This window comes from Streptomyces sp. NPDC059852 (assembly GCF_042731455.1).
Classification (GTDB): domain Bacteria; phylum Actinomycetota; class Actinomycetes; order Streptomycetales; family Streptomycetaceae; genus Streptomyces.
In genome coordinates, this window is the sequence record NZ_JBHWJK010000038.1 from 42292 (window position 1) to 63039 (window position 20748).

At 74.2% G+C, this 20748-nt stretch carries 15 protein-coding genes; 4 read left to right on the forward strand and 11 right to left on the reverse strand.

Annotated features, from left to right (window positions below; genetic code table 11):
* Nucleotides 1–3: 3 nt before the first annotated feature.
* From ACFV46_RS31875 to ACFV46_RS31890, 4 genes are all read right to left on the reverse strand, one after another.
* A complete protein-coding gene (locus ACFV46_RS31875) occupies nucleotides 4–1341 on the reverse strand; it encodes a PrsW family intramembrane metalloprotease (protein WP_385500783.1) in 1338 nt (445 codons plus the stop codon).
* Nucleotides 1342–1474: 133 nt separating this feature from the next.
* Nucleotides 1475–2326: a tRNA (guanosine(46)-N7)-methyltransferase TrmB gene (gene trmB, locus ACFV46_RS31880; protein WP_376729998.1), complete on the reverse strand. Its 852-nt coding sequence runs from the start codon at nucleotides 2324–2326 to the stop codon at nucleotides 1475–1477.
* A gap of 88 nt (nucleotides 2327–2414) precedes the next feature.
* Entirely contained in the window at nucleotides 2415–3623 is a 1209-nt protein-coding gene (lhgO, locus tag ACFV46_RS31885) for an L-2-hydroxyglutarate oxidase (protein WP_376729997.1), read from the reverse strand.
* An 89-nt stretch (nucleotides 3624–3712) separates the two neighbouring features.
* Entirely contained in the window at nucleotides 3713–5137 is a 1425-nt protein-coding gene (locus ACFV46_RS31890; protein ID WP_361928646.1) for an MFS transporter, read from the reverse strand.
* A 736-nt stretch (nucleotides 5138–5873) separates the two neighbouring features.
* Here ACFV46_RS31890 and ACFV46_RS31895 point away from each other — a divergent pair.
* Nucleotides 5874–7961 (forward strand): asparagine synthase-related protein, encoded by a 2088-nt coding sequence (locus ACFV46_RS31895; protein ID WP_283288023.1) that lies wholly within the window; start codon nucleotides 5874–5876, stop codon nucleotides 7959–7961.
* Nucleotides 7962–7980: 19 nt separating this feature from the next.
* On the opposite strand, the gene ACFV46_RS31900 is transcribed toward ACFV46_RS31895, so the two are convergent.
* From ACFV46_RS31900 to ACFV46_RS31925, 6 genes are all read right to left on the reverse strand, one after another.
* Nucleotides 7981–9252, reverse strand: coding sequence for a hypothetical protein (locus ACFV46_RS31900; protein WP_376729995.1), 1272 nt, complete (start codon nucleotides 9250–9252; stop codon nucleotides 7981–7983).
* Nucleotides 9249–10463 (reverse strand): glycosyltransferase, encoded by a 1215-nt coding sequence (locus ACFV46_RS31905; RefSeq protein WP_385500788.1) that lies wholly within the window; start codon nucleotides 10461–10463, stop codon nucleotides 9249–9251. The genes ACFV46_RS31900 and ACFV46_RS31905 overlap by 4 nt, the downstream gene beginning before the upstream one ends.
* A 127-nt stretch (nucleotides 10464–10590) precedes the next feature.
* The gene (locus ACFV46_RS31910; RefSeq protein ID WP_385500784.1) at nucleotides 10591–11166 is read right to left on the reverse strand and encodes a hypothetical protein; all 576 of its coding nucleotides are present in this window, start codon (nucleotides 11164–11166) and stop codon (nucleotides 10591–10593) included.
* An 8-nt stretch (nucleotides 11167–11174) separates the two neighbouring features.
* Nucleotides 11175–11681, reverse strand: a complete 507-nt coding sequence (locus ACFV46_RS31915; protein ID WP_385500785.1) for a SigE family RNA polymerase sigma factor — start codon at nucleotides 11679–11681, stop codon at nucleotides 11175–11177.
* A gap of 121 nt (nucleotides 11682–11802) precedes the next feature.
* A complete protein-coding gene (locus tag ACFV46_RS31920; RefSeq protein WP_385500786.1) occupies nucleotides 11803–13788 on the reverse strand; it encodes a sigma-70 family RNA polymerase sigma factor in 1986 nt (661 codons plus the stop codon).
* Between the two features lie 335 nt (nucleotides 13789–14123).
* Nucleotides 14124–14897: a helix-turn-helix domain-containing protein gene (locus ACFV46_RS31925; RefSeq protein ID WP_361928661.1), complete on the reverse strand. Its 774-nt coding sequence runs from the start codon at nucleotides 14895–14897 to the stop codon at nucleotides 14124–14126.
* A 388-nt stretch (nucleotides 14898–15285) separates the two neighbouring features.
* On the opposite strand from ACFV46_RS31925, the gene ACFV46_RS31930 reads away from it, so the two are divergent.
* Both ACFV46_RS31930 and ACFV46_RS31935 read left to right on the forward strand, forming a co-directional pair.
* Entirely contained in the window at nucleotides 15286–16659 is a 1374-nt protein-coding gene (locus ACFV46_RS31930; RefSeq protein ID WP_361928663.1) for an NAD(P)/FAD-dependent oxidoreductase, read from the forward strand.
* Between the two features lie 133 nt (nucleotides 16660–16792).
* On the forward strand, nucleotides 16793–18445 hold the full coding sequence (locus ACFV46_RS31935; protein WP_385500787.1) for a SpoIIE family protein phosphatase: 1653 nt from the start codon (nucleotides 16793–16795) through the stop codon (nucleotides 18443–18445).
* A 4-nt stretch (nucleotides 18446–18449) separates the two neighbouring features.
* Here ACFV46_RS31935 and ACFV46_RS31940 read toward each other — a convergent pair whose 3' ends face one another.
* On the reverse strand, nucleotides 18450–19715 hold the full coding sequence (locus ACFV46_RS31940) for an MFS transporter (protein ID WP_361928669.1): 1266 nt from the start codon (nucleotides 19713–19715) through the stop codon (nucleotides 18450–18452).
* A 142-nt stretch (nucleotides 19716–19857) separates the two neighbouring features.
* Here ACFV46_RS31940 and ACFV46_RS31945 point away from each other — a divergent pair, with 142 nt between their 5' ends.
* A complete protein-coding gene (locus ACFV46_RS31945; protein WP_361928672.1) occupies nucleotides 19858–20403 on the forward strand; it encodes a MarR family transcriptional regulator in 546 nt (181 codons plus the stop codon).
* The last annotated feature ends 345 nt before the right edge of the window (nucleotides 20404–20748 follow it).

Consider the following 20748-nt stretch of genomic DNA (forward strand, 5'->3'; position numbering starts at 1 on the left):
CCGTCAGACCTGGTACGGGTTCCAGGCCGGGGCCGCCGGTGCACCGGGGGCGTGCCCGTGCGGGGCGTACGGCTGCGGCCACCAGGCGCCCGGCACCTGGGGCGGCGCGTACGCGAGGACCGGCCGGCTCTTCGCGGCGAGCGCGTGCTCCAGGGCCGGGCGGGCCCACGCGCGGCGTCGCCACAGCTCGTTCAGCAACTCGCCCTCGCGGACCACGTAGTCGGCGCCGGCCCGGCCCCGGCGGCCCCGGCGCCTCAGGAACGCCAGCGAGGTGGCGTACGCCTCGTACTGGGCGACCGCCCGGGCCGCGGGGCGTCCCGCGTGGCGGCGGGCGTACTGCCGGGCCACCCGGCGGTCCCGCATCGAGCCCAGCGCGAACGGCTCGGCCGGGGACAGCCATCCGGCCACGGCGTAGGCCGGCAGCTCCTCGCGCACGGTCCGCAGCTCGCGGTACCGCGTCCACAGCACCAGCCAGACCAGCAGCCCGAACGCGGGCACCATGAACGCCGCGTACACGGCGAAGAACCCGAAGTCGCCGAACGTCGACGAGCCGTTCCACAGGGCGTGCATGCCCATCGCCAGCAGCAGCCCGGACAGCGGCAGCAGCACGCGGCGCACCCGCTGGCGCTCCCCGGACAGCGCGGCGGCGCCGAAGCCGATGCCGGTGAGCACGGTGAACAGGGGGTGCGCGAAGGGCGACATGACGACGCGGACGAAGAAGGTCGCCGCGGTCACCGACGCGATGCCGCTGTCGCCGGACAGCTGGTCGGTGCCGAAGGCGGTGCCGAGGTAGAGGACGTTCTCGGTGAAGGCGAACCCGGTGGCGGTGACCCCGGCGATCACCACACCGTCCAGGAGCCCGCTGAAGTCGCGGCGGCGGAAGAGGAAGAGCAGCAGGACGGCCGCCGCCTTCGCCGTCTCCTCCACGACGGGCGCTATGACCGTCGCGCCCAGGGTGTCCGCGTGGGACGGGTCGGCGGTCGCGGTCGCTATCCAGCGGGTGGCGAAACTGTTCGCCACGATGGCTATGAGCGCCGCCGCGCAGGCGCCCCAGGCGAAGGAGAACACCAGGTTGCGCCAGGGGCCCGGCTCGACCCGGTCCAGCCAGCGGAAGGACGCGACGAGCAGCGGGACCGGCAGGACCGCGAGACCGAGCCCGACCAGGAAGCCCTCCGTGCCGGTCTGCTCGCGCACCAGGGCCAGGATGACCAGCCCGGACAGGGCCAGCAGGGTGCTGAGCCCGGCGTAGGGGACCCAGCGCCGCTGCCACCAGTGCGCGTGCCGCAGCACGCCGCCGGCGGGGGCGGGGGGACGCGTCGGGTACGGAGGGCAGTCGGCCACGGCATCGACCCTAACGAGACGGGGGCGCCGCCCGCAGCGGCGCGGGGGTGCCGGGGCGCCGGTGAGGGGCTGCTGTCGGTGGGGCTGCGGGTGTTCTCGTGCTGTTCCCGGAGGTGCTGCCGGCCCGCTGCTCCTACCGCTGTACGCGGCGGAAGAGCAGGTCGTTCACCACATGACCCTTGTCCAGTCCCTGGCCCTCGAAACGGGTCAGCGGCCGGTGCTCGGGACGCGGCGCGAAACCGCCGTCGGGCCGTGTGTTCTCGAAGTCCGGGTGGGCCGTCAGCACCTCGAGCATCTGCTCGGCGTACGGCTCCCAGTCGGTGGCGCAGTGCACCAGCGCGCCGGGCTTCAGCCGGGTCGCGGCCAGGTCCAGGAACGCGGGCTGGATGAGGCGCCGCTTGTGGTGCCGCTTCTTCGGCCAGGGGTCCGGGAAGTAGACGCGCAGCCCGTCGAGCGAGTCCGGCGCGAGCATCTCGCGCAGCAGGATGATGGCGTCGCCGTTGCCGACGCGGATGTTGCGCAGGCCGTGGTGCTCGGCGAGGTTGAGCAGGTTCCCCTGGCCGGGGGTGTGCACGTCGACGGCGAGGATGTTGCTTTCCGGGTCGGCGGCGGCCATCTGCGCGGTCGCCTCGCCCATGCCGAACCCGATCTCCAGCACGACCGGGCGGTCGTTCCCGAAGAGTTCGGGCAGGTCGATGACGCGCTGCCCGTCGATGTCGAGGCCCCACTTCGGCCACAGCCGCTGCAACGCGTCCGCCTGCCCGGCGGTGACCCGGCTGCGCCGGGGCTGGAAGCTGCGGATCCGCCGCTCGAAGTGCGATCCGGCCGGGTCGGCCTTGGGCCCGTCGGGGAACCGCGGCTCCCCCTTGGTCCGGGTGTGCCGGACGGGGACACCGGGGGTGTGGGCGCCCGGCTCGCCGGGGGCGCCGGCGGAGGCGGGGGCACCGGGCGGTGCGGCTTCGGGGGCGTTGCGGGAATCAGACACAGTGCGTCGATTTTACGTGCTCGGCGGCGCCGGTCCCCCGGGCCGTGGGCCCGGCTCCGGGGCAGCGGCCTTCTCCGTCGCGGCCCGCTCAGGCGGTCGCCAGCGCCGCCAGCGCCCGGCGGGCCACCTCGCGTCCGATGGGCAGGGAGGCCGTCGCCGCCGGGCTCGGCGCGTTCAGGACATGGACCGCGCGCGGGCCCTCCCGGATCAGGAAGTCGTCGACCAGCGAGCCGTCCCGCAGGACCGCCTGGGCCCGGACCCCGGCCGCCGCCGGCACCAGGTCGCCAGGCTCCACGGCGGGCAGCAGCCGGCGCACCGCGTCCGTGAACGCCGCCTTGGACAGCGACCGGTGCAGCTCACCCGCCCCGTACCGCCAGTGCCGCCGGGCCATGCGCCACGCGCCGGGCCACGCCAGGGTCGTGCCGACCTCCCGGGGCCGTACGACGCCCCAGCGGTAGCCCTCGCGGGCCAGCGCGGGGACGGCGTTCGGCCCGATGTGCACGCTGTCGTCGATGCCGCGCGTCAGGTGCACGCCGAGGAACGGGAACGCCGGGTCCGGCACCGGGTACACCAGGCCGCGCACCAGCTCGGGCCGCTGCAGCGTGTAGTACTCGCCCCGGAACGGCACGATCCGCGCCTCCGGGTCGTCCCCGGTCAGCCGGGCCACCTCGTCGCAGTGCAGCCCCGCGCAGTTCACCAGGACGCGGCCGCGTACGACGTCCCCGCGCGCGGTGCGCACGGCCACCCCCCGCGAGGGCCTGCGGTCCACGCGCTCGACGCGGGCGCCGTAGCGGATCTCGGCGCCGGACGCCTCCGCCAGCCGGCGGGCCACCCCGGCGAAGTCGCAGACGCCGGTCGTCGGCACATGGAGGGCGGCCAGGCCCCGCACCTCGGGCTCGTGCTCCGCGATCTGCGCGGCGCCCAGCTCGCGCACCGCGATGCCGTTCTCCCGGCCGCGCTGGGCCAGGGCGTGCAGCCGGGGCAGCTCCTCGCGCCCGGTGGCGACGATCAGCTTGCCGGTCACCGCGTGCGCGACGCCGTACTCCGCGCAGAACTTGACCATCTCGGCGGCGCCCCCGACCGCGTACCGGGCCTTGAGGGAGCCGGGGCGGTAGTAGACGCCGCTGTGGATCACCCCGCTGTTGCGTCCCGTCTGGTGGCGGGCCGGGCCGGGCTCCTTCTCCAGCACGGTCACCCGGGTGCCCGGTGCGGCACGCGTGACCGCGTACGCCGTGGCCAGCCCGACGATGCCGCCGCCGACCACGAGCACGTCACAGTCCAGAGCGAGCGCCCGCACCCGCACCACCTCCCGGTTCCGATGATGCCCTGCCCCACCGACAGCGCGGTCGAACCCGGGAGGCGCGCCCCGTGGGTGCCATGGGCCGCTCAGGCGGGGGTCATCAGCAGCGGGCGGGCCCGCTCCCGCAGCTCGACCACCCTCGGCTCGTCGCCGTACGGCTCCAGGCGGTGCAGCAGGTCCTTCACGTACTCGGTGGTGCGCGCGGACGATATCCGCCCGGCGACCTCCACCGCCCGCACGCCCTGCTCGCACGCCGCGTCGAGGTTCCCCGACTCCAGCTCGGCGACCGCCGACACGACGAGCCGCAGCCCGTGCGAGCGCACGAACTCCTCCGTCGGCTTCGACAGGGCCTGCTCGGTGAACCTGCGCACCTGGCGGGGCGCCTTCAGGTCCCGGTAGCACTCGGCGGCGTCCGCGCAGAAGCGGTCATAGGAGTAGAAGCCGAGCCAGGACGGGTCGTGGTCGCCCTCCCGGGAGCGCTCCAGCCAGCCCTCGGCCGCCTTGAGGGCGGCGCCGGCCGCCTGCGCGTCGCCCGCCCGCGCGTGGGCGCGGGCCTCGACCAGGCGGAAGAAGCTCATGGTGCGGGCCGTGGCGAGGCCGCGGTTGCGCTCCAAGGCGGCCTGCGCGAGGTCGACGCCCTCGTCGCCGAAGCCCCGGTAGGTGGCCTGGAGGGACATCGACGCCAGCACGTACCCGCCGAGCGGCACGTCGGCCGCCGCGCGGGCGAGGCGCAGCGCCTGGATGTAGTACCGCTGCGCGGCCTCCTGCTGACCGGTGTCGAAGGCCATCCAGCCCGCGAGCCGGGTGAGTTCGGCGGAGGCGCCGAACAGGGCGCGGCCCACTTCGTCGGAGTACGAGCCGAGCAGCAGCGGGGCCGCCTCCACCCGTAAGCACTCGGGCACCATGGACGAACGCCAGTCACCGCCCCCGTACTTGGAGTCCCAGCGTCTGGCGTCCTCGGCGGCCTCGCGGAGCTTCTGCACATCGCTGTGGCCGACTTTGAGCGGTGCCCCGGAGCCCTCCGACGGGCTCACCTCGCGGGCGACCGACGAGTCGGCCGGTGTTATCAGCCACCGGGACGCGGGGGTCGCGTACGCGCTCACCGCGAACGAGCCGGCCAGGGACTGCCAGATGCCGCCGGAACCGGCGCGGCGTCCGGCGAGGTCGAGACGGTAGAGCTCCGTCGCCGACTTCACCGCCTGTCCTACGTCCCGGGGGAAGGCGAGGCCCACCTCCGGCGCGGGGTCCGCGTCCGCCAGGCCGATCTCGTGGAGCGGCACCGGGCGGCCGAGTTTCTGGCCGATCGCGGCGGCGATCAGGTGCGGCGCGGCGCCCTGCGGCACCATGCCCTTCGACACCCAGCGCGCCACCGACGTCTTGTCGTAGCGAAGTGTCAGTCCCCGCTGGGCGCCAAGGTCGTTGACGCGCCGCGCGAGGCCGGCGTTGCTGATTCCCGCGAGGGCGAGAACGGCGCCGAGTTTCTCGTTCGGCCCGCGTTGCTCCCTGGACATGCGCCACCCCTCGACACAGACGGCTGCCGCCCTGGCATAACCGTGCGGCATTCGTAAACCCAGCGTAGTTCGCCGCATCCCAAGCGTTAAGGGGCATTCTTCCGGATGGCGGGATTGTGGTCCGCACTCAAGTGCGCACCCCCTACGCACAGTTGTGCCGTGCTCCCGCTGTGTGGCCGTGCGCCCGCATGTGCGCTCTTCTCCGGCCACCGGGGGAGCGGTTCCATGGATCTCGCGTGGGTCGGCCCGCTGTACTGGATCCAGTGGGCTGGGGGATTCCGCCGCCTCCATCCCCGCGGGCGGCGGAACGGTCCGGGGGGCGCACTCCGTTCCCCGGACTGCGCGCGCGACGAGCACGGCGCGTAGTCCGCAGGGGTTGCACGGAGTGTGCGTAAGCCTGCCCCTACAGCGCCGATTCGGCCGAAAATCGCCCCTGCCTGACGCGAAGGATTTCCGCTCTCACCACGGCAGTTGAGGGCGCGAACGGCGTTTTCAGGGAGCGTACCGGGGGCGCATTCAGGTCGCGGATGATGGCCGATCCGCCCCGGTCACGCGCCCGATCGCCCGCCCGGGTACGGCAGTTGAGGTCGTGCGCGACCCGGCTGGGGGGCGCGGGCGAGGGCGCATTCGACGACGCCGAGCGGCTACGTCGCCGCTCCGGCGCGCCTCCTTCATGGCAGCATGGTGACCCGGTTCATACCGTGCACCTGGTTGTCCACAGCCTGTGGAGGCGTCGATGCGGTGGTTGGTGGGATGGAGCAGCACCGCCGCGGTGGCCGCCGGGATCGGCTCCGCCGGCGCCACCGGGCCGGACGGCGAGACCGTGCACCCGGTGGGCTCGCAGCTCCTGTGGGGCGACCCGGACCCGCTGTGGGCGGTCGGCGACTGGCGCCCCGACGAGGTGCGCGTGGTCAAGGCCGACGCCCAGAACCGCATCGCCGTCCTCGGCACCTGCGGAGCCAGCGACGAGCAGCTGCGCCTCGGGCTGTTCGCCGCGCGCGGGGGCGCACTGCGCCATCTGACGGCCTGGCCCGGCAGCTACACCGCCGTCGTGCAGGTCGGCCGCCGGGTCACGGTGTGCGGCGACCTCGCGGGCGCCCGGCCCGTCTTCTACACGCCCTGGGCCGGCGGCACCGCCTACGCGACCGCCGCCCTGCCGCTCGCCGACCTCATCGAGGCCAACCTCGACTTCGGGCACCTTGCGGCGCTGCTCGCCGCCCCCGACGTACCGGCCGCGGTGCACGACTCCACCCCGTACGACGGCGTACGGCGCATCCCGCCCGGGCATGCGCTGATCCTGCGCGCCGGGGCGCGTGAGATCGCCGGGTACGAACCCGTCGCCTCGCTCGCGGTGGCGGCACCGCCCGCCGACCCCGACAGCGCGGTGGACGCCGTACGCGACGCGCTGGTGGACGCCGTACGCGCGCGTCTGTCCGCGCCCCGCCATGTGCCGGACATCGACCCGGGGCCGGTACCGGGTATGGGCCCGGCCGAGCGGCGCGCCGCGCGCGGGATGCCCGTCCCCGGCATCGGCGCCGACCTGTCCGGCGGGCCCGCCTCGGGCACCCTGGCCCTGCTCGCCGCCGGCCTGCCCGGTATGCCGGGCACCGTCCTGGGACACGGCACCGGCGCGGGCGAGCGCCTGCTGGCGGTCACCTTCAACGACCTGGCCGTCGGCGGCCGCGAGGCCGAGCTGGAGCGGGCCGGCGCCCTCGCGGCCAACCCCCGTCTGCACCACGTCGTGGTGGCGGGCGGCGACGACACCCTGCCCTACGCCGACCTGGACGGACCGCTCACGGACGAGCCGGGGCCCAGCCTGGTGACGGCGGCCCGGCACCGCGCCCGCCTGGCGTCCGGCAGCGCGGACCACTTCACCGGCTACGGCGCCCGGCAGGTCCTGGACGCCCATCCGGCCCGCCTCGCCGACCTCCTGATGGACCGCAAGCGCCGCCACCTCGTCCGTCCGGTCGCCGCCCTGACCAAGGCCGACGGCTCGGTGCTGGTCCCCGCGCGCGTGTACGGCGCGGCCCGCAAGCTCGCCCGCACCCCGTACCGCGCGGGCCTGGAGACCCTGGCCGCCCGTCTGATGGATCACCGCTTCGAGGAGCCGGGCGGCGCGGTGGGCGCCTCGCTCGCCGCGCTCACCTGGGCGAGACCCGGGCCGGCGGCCCGCTGGCTGACCGGCGAGGCACTGGCAGAAGTATCGGTTCGCCTCCAGACGGCGACGGGCCGCAACGGCATCGGCCCCGGCCAGCGCCCCGGCGACTACCGCGCGCGGGCGGCCCTCGCCCGGCACGCCGCCGACATCCGTGTCCTGGAGCAGGCCGCCGAGATCCGCTCCCAGCGGCTGCACACCCCGTTCCTCGACAACCAGGTCGTCCGCGCCTGCCGGGCCCTGCCGGAGGCCCTGCGTGTCCAGCCCGGCGCCCGCGCCTCGATCCTGCGCACGGTCCTGGAGGGCGCCGGCGTGGCCGACCTCCCGCCCGGTTGGGGCGCCCCCTCGCACGCACCGGCGGCGGTGGCGGCCCGGACCGGACTCAGGGTGGCCGCCGAACCCCTGATGGACCTCTTCGGAAGCCCGCTGCTCGCCCAGGCGGGGCTGGTCGAGGCGCGGGTGGTCCGCAAGGCCCTGCGCTCCGCCGCCGAGGGCGAGCCGCTGCCTTTGGACGGCCTGGCCGACCTGGTCTCCCTCGAACTGTGGCTGGGCCGTCTGCTGTCCCGCCGCGGCACCTGCTGGACCGGCACCCCGGCCCGCGCCCGTGCCGTACCGGAGGGCATCCGGCCGCAGCGCGGAGCCCTCGGGGCGGGCGCGGCGGGCCGGTAGCCGGACCGGCCGGGACCCGTCAGGGCACGCCCAGCTCGAAGAGCACAAAGCCCGCGTACGAGCCCGACGCCACGGCGGCCAGTCCGAGCAGCCCGCACAGCAACGGCAGGCTCAGCGTGCGCAGTTTCCTCGCGAGCGGCAGGAACAGCGGGAACGCCGGGAGCAGATACCGGGAGACGTTCCCGAAGATCTGCTGGCTGCCGAGGACCAGGACGAAGGTCAGCACCGTGTAGACGACCAGCACGGACGGCGGGCGCAGCCGGATCAGCAGCGGGATCAGCGCCAGGCCCAGCAGGACGACGATCACCCCGATCAGGTCCTCCACCGGGAACGGGAAGAGGTAGTCGCGCCGGCCCACCGCCACGTTGGCGAAGACGTCGAGGGTCTGTTCGCCGAAGTCGAAGCTGTGCGCCCAGGCGCCCTTCTGCAGCGCGAAGTAGCCGTCGAGCCGGCCCATCCGGTCGCCGACGTACAGCAGATAGGTGCCCAGTCCCAGGGGGGCGAGGAGGATCGCGGTGAGTGGGCGGGTCAGGTCCCCGTCGTGGCGGCGGTGCAGCGCCCGCAGCGCGGCCACGGTGAGCGCGGCGATCAGGGCCACCGAGGTGGGGCGGCTCAGTCCCGCCGTGAAGGTGAGGACGCCCGCGGTCAGCCAGCGGTCGTTCATCACCGCGTGGCACACCCACACGGCGAGGGCCACGTACAGCGACTCCGAGTACCCCGACCACTCCGTGCCCGAGCCCGGCCACACCGCCCACAGGCCGGCGGCGGCGAGCCCGGCGCGACGGCCTCCGAAGCGGGCGGCGACGGCGTGGATGCCGAGGGCCGCGACGAACGAGGAGACGATCGAGACCAGCAGGCCCGCGCCGTACAGGCCGAGGCCGGTGACGTCGGAGACCAGCCGCATCGTGGCCGGGTAGAGCGGGAAGAACGCCGCCGAGTTGCCCTCCAGGGTGATCAGCCCGGTGGCGTCGGGGATGCGCACCAGTGCCGGGTCGTACCCGTGCGCGGCGATCTGCTGGTACCACCAGCCGTCCCAGCTGGCCAGGACGTCCCACGCGTGGGCGCCGCCGCCGAAGCGGGGGTGCTTGCGCCGGAAGTCGCCCGACGAGTCGAGCAGGTGCAGGAAGACCAGGAAGCCGATCAGTTTCAGGACGCCGTACAGGACGATGACCGGCAGGTGCTCGCGGGCGAGATCCGCCGCTCGGCGCCGCACCTCGTCGAGCCGGTCCCGGCCGGTGCGGACGGGCTGGACGGTGCCGGGGTCGCCGACGGGGCTCAGGATGCCGTTCACGCCCGCGCCCCCGTGCCGCGCCGGCCCGCGCGGAACACCCAGGCGCGCAGCAGCAGGAATCGCAGCAGGGTCGCGGCCAGATTGGCGGCGACGAGCACCACCAGTTCCGTGAGGTGGGCGGCGTCCGGCGCGAGGCGGTCCAGGACGGCCAGCGAACCGCTGGTCAGGGCCAGACCCACCAGGAACACCAGCAGCCCCTTGGCCTGATGGCGCAGCGCGCCGCCCCGGCCGCGCACCCCGAACGTCAGCCGCCGGTTCGCGGCCGTGTTGGCGAGCGCGCACACCAGCAGCGCGACCGCGTTGGCCGCCTGCGGTCCCGCGGCCGGGCGCAGCAACGCGTACAGCAGGACGTAACCCAGGGTGCTGACGGCGCCCACCGCGCCGAAGCGCAGCAACTGCCCCGCCAGGCCGTCGGCTTGAGCGTCCTCGTGCCGGTGCAGCCGGGCCGTGGGCAGGGTGCCCCGGGCCAGCGCCGCGCCGATCCGGGCGATGCCGCGCAGATCGGCCAGTGCCGTGGCCCAGATGTCGACGCGGCTGTCGGGGTCGTCGACCCAGTCCACCGGCACCTCGTGGATGCGCAGCCCCGCGCGTTCGGCGATCACCAGCATCTCGGTGTCGAAGAACCACCCCGAGTCCTGCACCAGCGGCAGCAGCCGTTCGGCCACGTCCCGCCGTACCGCCTTGAACCCGCACTGCGCGTCGCTGAAGCCCACGGCCAGCGTCGAGCGCAACAGGACGTTGTAGCAGCGGGAGATGACCTCCCGGCGGGGGCCGCGCACCACCCGCGAGCCGCGCGCGAGCCGGGTCCCGATCGCGATGTCGGAGTGCCCGGATATCAGCGGGGCCACCAGCGGCAGCAGCGCGGCCAGATCCGTCGACAGGTCCACGTCCAGGTACGCCAGGACCGGCGCCCGGGACCGGGACCACGCCGTGTGCAGCGCCCGGCCCCGCCCCTTCTCGGCGAGCCGCAGCCACTCGGTCTCCGGGAGTTCGGCGGCCAGCCGGGCGGCGATCGCCGGGGTCGCGTCCGTGCTGGCGTTGTCCGCGACGGTGATCCGGAACGGATACGGGAAGGTCTCGCGCAGATGGGCGTGCAGCCGCCGGACGCTGCGCTCCAGGTCCGCCTGCTCGTTGTGGACCGGGACGACCACGTCCAGGACCGGCTCGCGCTGGTGCGCCGTCAGCGGCGTACGGAGCGGCAGATGATCCATCAGGTTTGTCACGTTCCATCCAGGTTCGTTCTCTGGTGCAGGACATGCCGAAGGCGCGTGTGGCGTCACGGTGGTGACCTGCCGCGGGTGAGGTGGTCGGGGCCGGGGCCCTCTCGGCGGGGCGGGGCTAGAAGGGCTCCCCCGAGGCCGGCGCGGAGACCTCCGTGTGCGAGGGGAGGCCGTCCGGGGTGTTCGTGGGCGGGCTGGTGTCCCGGTCCGGCGGCGGCTGGGTCTTCGTGTCCGCGTCCGAACCGGCCTCGGTCTCCGTCCCGGCCCCGCCCCCGTCCCGGTCCTCGGACCGGGTGCTGGTCGGGTCGGCGGTAGGGGAGTCCCGGCCCACGGTCGGCGCGTTGGTCGGGGTCGACGAGGGGCTCGCGGGCCCGGTCGGCGACTTTGGCGGTGACTCGGTGGGCGCCGAGAGCTCCGGCGAGGGCGTGGGGCCCGGGGAGGCGGGGGCCGTCGCCGGACGCGGGAACGGGCCCTGCGGGTGCCCGTCACCCCGGTCGTGGGGCAGCGCGAAGTAGGCGAAGCCGAGGCCGATGCCGACGACGGCCAGCACCGAACCGGCGGCCCGCTTCACCGCCCGCACGCGCCGATGGGTCCGCACCCCGGCGTGCAGCCGTGTCCGGTGCTCGGGCTCGAAGGGGATGTACTCCCGGGACTCGCGCATCATCCGCGCCAGCTCCCGCTCGAAGTGGTCCATCGGCTTCTTCACCCCACCGGCTCGATCACGTCGGACAGGAGGCGGCGCAGCCGTGCCACGCCCCGCGAGGCGTGGGACCGCGCGGTGCCCACCGGGCACCCCAGCACCTCGGCCACCTGCCGCTCCGACAGGTCCTGGTAGTACCGCAGCACCACCGCGGCCCGCTGCCGCGGCGGCAGTTGGGCCAGCGCGGCCTCCAGCCGGGAGCGCTCCACCACGGCGGCGGACTCGTCCCCGGCCTCGGGCAGATCGGGCAGCTGCTCGACCGGCCGCTCCCCCCACCAGCGCCGCCGGGCCGACCGGGCCGCCGCGCGCACCAGCACCTTCCGTACGTACGCCTCCGGCGCCTCCTCCGCGATCCGGGGCCACACGAACCACAGCTTGACCATCGCGTCCTGGAGCAGGTCCTCGGCCCGGTGCCGATCACCACCCACGAGGAGACGGGACAGGTGGAACAACGCCGACCAGCGAGCTGCCACGAACCCGTCGAACCCTTCGGCCCGACTCTGCTCCACGCCCACCGTCCCCTGTCGCCACCGGCCCCCTACATTCAGGGAAAGACACTGGGCGACGCGAAACGATGCACTCGATGCGTGTGATCCGGGTTACACCGGATCCGGGTGCTCCCGCACGGCGTCAGGCGCAGCGGAACGTGGAGTCCGCCCAGTCCACCGGGAGCAGCGTGCCGAAGGTGCTGTGGGGCTCCACGACGAGCTGCACGGTCCGGCGCCCGGTGAGGTCCACCTGGACGGGCACCGCGGCCTCCCCCGCCTTCACCGTGCCGGAGCTCCACAACCGGACCCCGTCGGCCCGCACCGAGAAGGTGAACCTGCCGAGCCCCAGCGTCGAGTCGTCGACGCCGGCCCGTGCCTCGTAGGCGGTGCACCGCCGGTTGAGGTCGATGGTGACGGAGGACCGGCCGTGGACGGTGACGCCGTGCTCGTAGCGCCGGCCCGCGATCGACAGACCCCGGCGCTGCCACACCCAGCTGCTCTCGGCCAGCCGCATCTCGGGCCCACTGCCGTCGCCGCCGACGTCGTACGCCAGCTCGTTCCACCGGTACTCGACCGGAGCCGGTGGGGGAGGGGGCGTGGGGGTGGGTGCCGGCTTGGTCGGCGCCGGGGTGCGCGTGGGCGTGGGCGAGGGGGTCGGTGTCGGGCCGGGCCTGCGCGTCGGCGTGGAGGTGGGAGTGGGCGTGGGTGACGGGGCCGGCTCCGGCGTGGTCCTGGGCGCGGGCGCGGGAGCCTTCGGCCGCGAGGGCTCGGGGCTCTCGACCCGGGGCGGTCGCGCCGTCGGTGTCCCCTCGACGACGGGGGAGGGCACCGGCGGCTGCTTGGCGTCCGTCTTCCCGGCGGGCTTGTCGTGCCCGATCAGCGCGAACACGATCGCCGCCGCCACACCGACCGCGACGACTCCGGCCGCGATCCCGGCCTTCAGCGGCGCACCCAGCCCCTCGGACGCGGCGGCCCCGCCGCCTCCGCCCGCGCCACCGGACGACCCGCCGCCCGCGGCACCGGCACCCGCACCCGCACCCGCGCCGCTCGCCGCGCCCCCGCCGCCGGCCGCCGCGGCTCCCGCGGCACCGGCCGCGCCCGCTCCGGCGCCCCCGGCGACGAGAGCGGCCACCTTGGCGTACCCGGCGGCCCCGAACCAGCCGATGACCGCGACCGGGACGACCGCCGGGATGCCTCCGGCGACCTCCTTGATCTGACCCGCGGCCAGCCGGCACCGGGCGCACTCGTCCAGGTGCTTGCGCAGGCCGCGTTCGGCCCGGGTGCGCAGACTGCCGCGGGCGAACGCGCCGAGCCGGTCGGCGTAGCGGGCGCACTCCCCGTCCCGGGCCAGGCTGGCGCTGACATGGGCCTGGAGGTAGGCCTGCTTGAGCCCCTCGCGGGCCCGACTGGCCAGCACCCGCGTGCCGTTGGCGTCGAGCCCGAACAGCGTGGCGACCTCGCTCGGCGACTCGTCCTCGACCTCGGTGTGCCACAGCACCGCCTGCCAGCGCTCGGGCAGCGACCGGAACGCCTGCATGGCCAGGGACTGCTCGGCCTCGTGCATGGCCCGCACGTCCGCGCCGAGGTCCAGGGTGTCGTCGTCGGACAGCTCGGCGGACCGCGCCGACTGCGCCGCGAACACGGCGAAGTCGTCGACCAGTTGCTCCCGGCGCGACGACCGCGTCCAGTCCGCGGCGGCCCGCCGGATCGAGGTGAGCAGATAGGCGCGTACGGCGTGCTCGGGGCCGGAGCCGGAGCGCACCGCCTGGAGCATGCGGGCGAACACCTCGGCCGTCAGGTCGTCGGCGGTGTGCGCGTCACGGCAGCAGGTGCGCGCGTACCGTCGGACGGCCTGCGCGTGGCGGCGGTACAGCTCCTCGTAGGCGCTGTCGTCGCCGGCCCGCATCCGGCCGATCAGGTCGACGTCCGAGGGCGGCGGCATGTGCGGGGGCGTGGTGCTGTCCTCGCGCCGGTCGCGCTGCGCCGGGACGTTGCCCTCCGCGCGCGGCGCGCGGTCGTCCGGGGCGTCACCCTGCGACGGGACGTCGGGACGGCCGCCCTGACTCGGCACCTGTGGGGTCGCCGCGTCGCCGTCGTCCCGCGACTCGTCCCACCCGTCAACGCTCATCGCGGAAAGCCCCCGCTGCCAGCTCCACCAGTCCCGGACACCGGGTCAGGGTGCCACATCAGGTTTTGCCCGGAACGGGCGCTGACGGACAACCACCCGTCCGTGGGGACTCGCCGCGGAACGGCATGAACATGCCCCTCTTCGGGGAATACTCAACGGCCGTTGCACGCACGGCAGTTGACGGCCCGGCCTGGAACGCCCGGGTGTGTCCACGGCCGTGTTCGAGGGAAGCGGTGGGTCGGTGCTCCCCGTACACGTCCACCCTTTAGGGGACGCGGTGTCCGGCGGTCAGGCTGACCGCCGGACCAGCGAACCCCGGATGCCGGGGCGCCCGATCAGCCCTGGGGCCGCGACCGCAGACCCTCCAGCAGGATGTCGAGGAGCCGCGCCGAGGCCGCCGCCTGCTGGGCCGCGTCCGGCAGGGAGGGCGCGGCCGTCGCTATCACCAGCAGGACGTCCGACACGGACACGTCCGGCCGCAGCTGGCCCGCCGCACGCGCCCGCTCCACGAGCCGGCCCACCACGTCGAGCAGCGCCGCCGCACCCGCGTCGTCCACCGGGCCCGCCGCCACGGCCGGAGCCGGCTCGGACACCAGCCGCAGCTCACCCGTGCCCGGCTGCACCCGCTGCTGCGGCACCCGCGCCTCGTCGGACCCGCCCTCGTCGGCCACACCGACCCGCAGGACCTGCGGCGGCAGCAGCCGGCCCGCGCCGGACGCCACCGACGTGCGCAGGAAGCGCGACAGCGCCGACCACGGCTCGTCCTCCTGGCCGAGCGCGGCACGCGCCTGGTCGGTCAGCCGCGAGGTCTCCTCCTCGGCTATCCGCCGCACCAGGACGTCCTTGCTCGGGAAACGGCGGTACACCGTCCCGACGCCGACCCGCGCCCGGCGGGCCACGTCCTCCATCGGCGCGCCGTAGCCCAGTTCGCCGAAGACCTCACGCGCCGCGCGCAGCACGTGCTCCAGATTGCGCTGCGCGTCCACGCGCAGCGGCGTCGTACGCGACGACTCCCCGCGTCCGGCACCCGCGCTCATGGCGGAGCCCATCGCCCCGCCCGCCGGTGCGACGGCGGACGCGGAAGCCCATCGAGAATCCTGAACATGCATAAGTGATCCCCCGGTAATGACGTCTCCCCCCGGAGACACTCCCCGTCATTGCTAGCCGGAGCGTCGCGGAACAAGCCCGGGACAACGAGCCCGTCCCGTGTGTCTCACGGGCCCGATGAGCGCATCCCCCTGCACCCCGTCGACACACGAACATAGTTGAGAGGGGGTCAATTCAGAAGGGGCACGTTCCGCACGGAGCGCCCCTCGATCGGAGCACGGGTCGTTTACGTCCCGATTGCGCCACCCACACACCCCCGGCGCACCCCACCTGACCTGCATACTTGTGCGGCACTCCGGCAATTCGGCCAAATCACGGCCACGCCGGCGACCGGTCATACGAATCGTCGAGGCTGTGGACAAACGCAAGCGACGGGTGCGTCATGGGAGGGTGAAGGAACGTGCGCGCATTCTCGTTGTCGGCGGCGGCTACGTCGGGATGTACACGGCCCTGCGTCTCCAGCGCCGCCTCAGACGGGAACTGGCCCGGGGCGAGGCCGAGATCCACGTCGTCACACCGGACCCCTACATGACGTACCAGCCGTTCCTCCCCGAGGCGGCGGCCGGCTCCATCTCGCCGCGGCACGTCGTCGTCCCGCTGCGCGCCGTCCTCCCGCGGTGCCGCATCGTCCTCGGCGAGGTCACCGCCGTCGACCACGCCGCCCGCACCGCCACCGTGACCCCCCTCGCCTCCGAGGGCCACGCGGGCGGCGAGCGCATCGCCTACGACGAACTCGTCCTCGCCCCCGGCTCGGTCTCGCGCACCCTGCCCGTCCCCGGCCTCGCCGACCACGGCATCGGCTTCAAGACCGTCGAAGAGGCCATCGGCCTGCGCAACCACGTCATCGAACAGATGGACATCGCCTCCTCCACCCGCGACCCCGAGGTCCGCGACGCCGCCCTCACCTTCGTCTTCGTCGGCGGCGGCTACGCCGGCGTGGAGGCACTGGGCGAACTGGAGGACATGGCCCGCTACGCCACGCGGTACTACCACAACGTCCGGCCCGAGGACATGAGGTGGATCCTCGTCGAGGCCTCCGACCGGATCCTCCCCGAGGTCGGCGCCGACATGGGCCGCTACACCGTCTCCGAGCTGCGCCGCCGCAACATCGACGTACGGCTGCACACCCGCCTGGAGTCCTGCGTGGACCGCGTCGCCGTCCTCGACGACGGCTCCCGCTTCCCCACCCGCACCGTCGTGTGGACCGCCGGCGTCAGGCCCCACCCCGTCCTCGCCGCCACCGACCTGCCCCTCGACGAGCGCGGCCGGCTGAAGTGCACCCCGGAACTGACGGTCGACGGCACCACCCACGCGTGGGCCGCCGGAGACGCGGCCTCCGTCCCCGACGTCACCGCCCGCGAACCCGGCACCCTGTGCGCGCCCAACGCCCAGCACGCCCTGCGCCAGGCCAGGGTGCTCGGCGACAACATCGTCCACACCCTGCGCGGCGAGCCCCTGGAGACGTACGCGCACGCCTACGCCGGCTCCGTCGCCTCCCTCGGCTTCCACCAGGGCGTCGCCCAGGTCTACGGCCGCAGGCTCAAGGGCTACCCGGCCTGGTTCATGCACCGCGTCTACCACCTCAGCCGCGTGCCGACCGTCAACCGCAAGGCGCGCGTCCTCGCCGAATGGACCCTTTCAGGTCTCTTCAAGAGGGAGATCGTCTCGCTCGGTTCACTCGAACATCCGCGAGCCGAGTTCGAACTCGCGGCCGGTGGAAAGCATCCACACAGGCCCGAAGACGACCCGAAGGGGTCGTCCTGACCGGACCCAGGAACTCCCCGGCCGGGGCAGGCGTCTGACGGGTGTCGGCCGGGACGGCCGCCCTGCCAGACTGACCCCGACCGATCCCGGACGACCGGAGCCGGCCGAAGACGACGACACGAGGCAAGGATTCGTGAACTTCACGCGCTGGAGCGCCCGGCTCCCCGGAACGCAGCGCCGCGCCGCAGCGCGGACGGAACCCGCGGCGGCCCTCGCCCCGGACCGCCCGGGAGACGGCCCCGGAGCCGTCCCCGCGGCCCGTGTCGAGCAGCTCACCGACGGCGACCGCCCGATCCCCGCCCTGGACGAGCTGCCGGCCCGTGAGGTCCTCGACCGCGTCCCCGCCCTGGTCGCCCTCGTCCACGGCCCCGAGCACCGCCTCGCCTACGTCAACGACGCGTACGCCGCCGCCTTCGGCGCCCGCCTCACCGGCGAACCCGCGCGCGCGGCCCTCCCCGAACTGGCCGAGCTCGGCCTGCTCCCGCTCCTCGACCAGGTCCTGCGCAGCGGCCGCTCCCGCACGCTCAAGTCCCGCAAGGCCACCGACGGCCGCTCCTACACGTTCACCTGCACCCCGGTCGCCGAAGGAGACGGCGGCGTCCTCGTCTTCGCCACGGACGTCACCGACCACGCCGAGGCCGCCGAGCGCCTGCGCGCCAGCGAGCGCCGCCAGCGCGAGACGGCCGTCACCCTCCAGCGCTCCCTGCTCCCGCAGGAACTCGAGGAACCCGACGACCTGCGCATCGCCGCCACGTACCACCCCGGCGGCACCGAGGCCGCCGTCGGCGGCGACTGGTACGACGTCATCACCCTCGGCGGCGGCCGCACCGCCCTGGTGATCGGCGACGTCATGGGCCGAGGCGTCCGCGCGGCGGCCGTCATGGGCCAGCTCCGCACGGCCGTGCGCGCGTACGCCCGCCTCGACCTCCCCCCGCACGAGGTGCTCCAACTGCTGGACGGCCTCGCCATGGAGATCGACGCCAACCAGATCGCCACCTGCGTCTACGCCATCCACGACCCCAACGAGGGCCGCCTGGTCTACGCGTCCGCCGGGCACCTGCCGATCCTCGTCCGCGACGAGCACGGCGCGGTCCAGCGCGCCGACGAACCCACCGGGCCGCCCCTCGGCACCGGCGGCTGGATGCACGCGTCCGGCTCGATCGCCCTCAGCCCCGGCTCCACCGCCGTCCTCTACACCGACGGCCTGGTCGAACGCCGCGACAAGGACCTGGACGAGGGCATCGCCTCCCTGGCGCGCGCCCTCGCCGGCGCCACCGGCACCCCGCAGGTCGTCTGCGACCGCCTGGTGCGCTCCGCAGGCGTCACCGCCGACCACGACGACGACGTCGCCGTCCTCGTCCTCCAGCACCCGGCCCGCACCGGCCCCGACCACGAGCTCTTCCGCAACGCCGCGCTGGAGCTGCTCGGCGGCGTCGAGGCGGCCCCCCGCGCGCGTGCCTTCGCCTCCGGCGTCCTGACCAGCTGGCGCTTCCCGCCCGACCTGCACGACCACGGCGTCCTGGCCACCAGCGAACTCGTCGCGAACTCCCTGCAGCACGGCACCCCGCCCATGCGCCTGCGCCTGCGCCGCACCGACCGCCGCCTGATCATCGAGGTCACCGACGGCGACGACCATCTGCCGCGCCGCCGCCGCGCCGAACCGGCCGACGAGTCGGGCCGGGGCATCGCCATCGTCGCCAGCATCGCCTCGGCCTGGGGCTCCAGGCGCACCCCAGGCGGCGGCAAAGCGGTGTGGTGCGAGTTCCTCCTGCCCCGGACCCCCTAGAGCGTCACGCGCGGGCCGACTGCCCGGCCGGCGCGGCGGCCCCCTGGGCCACCACCCGGCTGCGGTGCAGCCACGGCTGGTCCTGCGCGACGGTCAGCTGCCGCCCCAGCCGCAGCGCCAGCCAGGTGATCCCCAGCGAGAACAGCAGGAACGTCACGACGTACGGCCCGTGCAGCGAGGCCGCCATCGGCCCGCCCACAGCCGGGCCCACCGCCAGCGCCAGCTGCTTGACCAGGGCGAACGCCGAGTTGTACTGCCCGGCCAGACCCGTCGGTGCCAGATCGGCGACCAGCGGGGCGACGGTCGGCGACAGCATGGCCTCACCCAGCCCGAACAGCGCGTACGTGGAGATGAACGCGGCGGTGGCCATCTCCTTGCTGCCGTTCCCGAGCCCCGCGTACGCCGCCGCGACCCACGCCACGGCCCAGATCAGCCCGACCGCGGCGATGACCCGCGTCCGCCGGCTGCGCTCGACGAACCGCAGGACGACGAACTGCGCCACCACGATCATCGCGGTGTTCGCCGCCAGCGCGGTGCCCAGCGCCGACGTCGACACCCCGGCCGCCTCCACGCCGTAGGCACTCAGCCCCGACTCGAACTGCCCGTAGCAGGCGAAGAACAGCACGAACCCCAGCACGCACAGCTGCACCATCTGCCGGTGCCGCAGCATCTGCTTCCAGCTGCCCTTGGCCGTACGGCCGTCCGGCGCCCCGCCGACCTGCGGCGCGCGCGGCATCCGCACGCTCGTCATCACCACGACCAGCACCAGGAACATCGCGGCCTCGATGGCGAACAGCAGGGTGAACGAGGACACGCTCGTCGTGTCGACGAGGTGCCCGCCGATCAGCCCGCCCACCCCGAGCCCGAGGTTCTGGAGGAAGAACTGCGTCGCGAACGCGCGTGACCGGGTCTCCGCGGTGGAGCAGTCCACGATCATCGTGGCGAGCGCCGGCTGCATCACGGCCTGCCCGGCGCCGAGCACGGCCGACGCCAGCAGCACGGTCGCCGCGCTCCCGGCGAGCCCGAGGCCCAGCGCTCCGACGGCGGCGGCGATCAGGGCGGCGAGCAGCACCGGCAGCGGGCCGCGCCGGACGATCGCCCGCCCGGCGAACGGCAGCACGACCAGCGCGGCCACGGCGAAGACGGCGAGAACCAGCCCCGCCGTCATGGCACCCAGTCCCCGTACCTGCGCCACATAGACGTACAGGTAGGGGACCGTGAAACCGAGCCCGAACGCGCTGAGTGCGTTGCCCACGTGAATCCGGCGCATCGCTGCGCCCATCGCCCTGGTCACGTTCACCTCTCTTCTGGCAGACCTTGATGCAGGCCTGAAGACTTCGAACCTAAACTTCGAAGCTAAAGAGTACACAATCAAGGACTTCAACGCAGCAGGGGCGTGCCATACTCCCCCCATGGGCGACCCCGACATCGGCGAACCGACGCTCGAAGAGCAGATCGCCGCCTACCAGCGCGAGTTCCAGGACCTCGACCCCCAGGTCGAGAAGATCGTCTCTGCCCTGTCCCGGCTGAACCGGCGCATGAACGTCGCCTACGGACGGCAGACCGCCGCCCTCGGGATCAGCAACACGGACTGGGAGGTCCTGAAGGCCCTGGTCCTCTCCGGTGCCCCCTACCGGATGGGACCCGGCGAGCTCGCCAAGGGCCTCGGCCTCACGCCGGCGGCGATGACCCACCGGATCGACCGTATGGTCACCGAGGGTCTGGTCACCCGGGAGCGCGACGAGACCAACCGCGTCCGCGTCATCGTCGAGCTGACCGCCGAAGGGCGCGCGAAGTGGCTCGAGGCGATGCGCCTCGCGACCGTCTTCGAGGAGGACCTCCTCCAGGACCTCTCCCCTGAGGAGCGCGCGACCCTGGGCGAAGCGCTCACGCGCCTGCTCCGCCGGGTGGAGGACGCCCAGCCCGACGCGGGCGGTCGACTCACCGACCTGGACTGACGAGGGCTCCGCCCCGGTCGTAAAAGATCTTGACAGGGGGTGCTTGACACCGCTCTGCGCGATCCGTAAGGTTCTTCGGGTTGCCACGGAGCCGTAACGGTTCTGCGACAGCACCTCCCGCCGCGAAAGCGGCATCAAACCACCAGCACGATCTCCCTGACGGGTCGATTTCGGCGTGCCCGAATTCAATTCGAATAGGGGGCCGGCAGCCCGATTGGGAATCGCCGGAAGGATCCGCTAAGGTTTGAGACGTCGGAACGGCCCAACGGCCGGGAGGACGAACCCCGCTGACTGGGGATCAGGACCGAAAAGGATCTGGTAAAGTCGGAACCGCCGGAAAGGGAA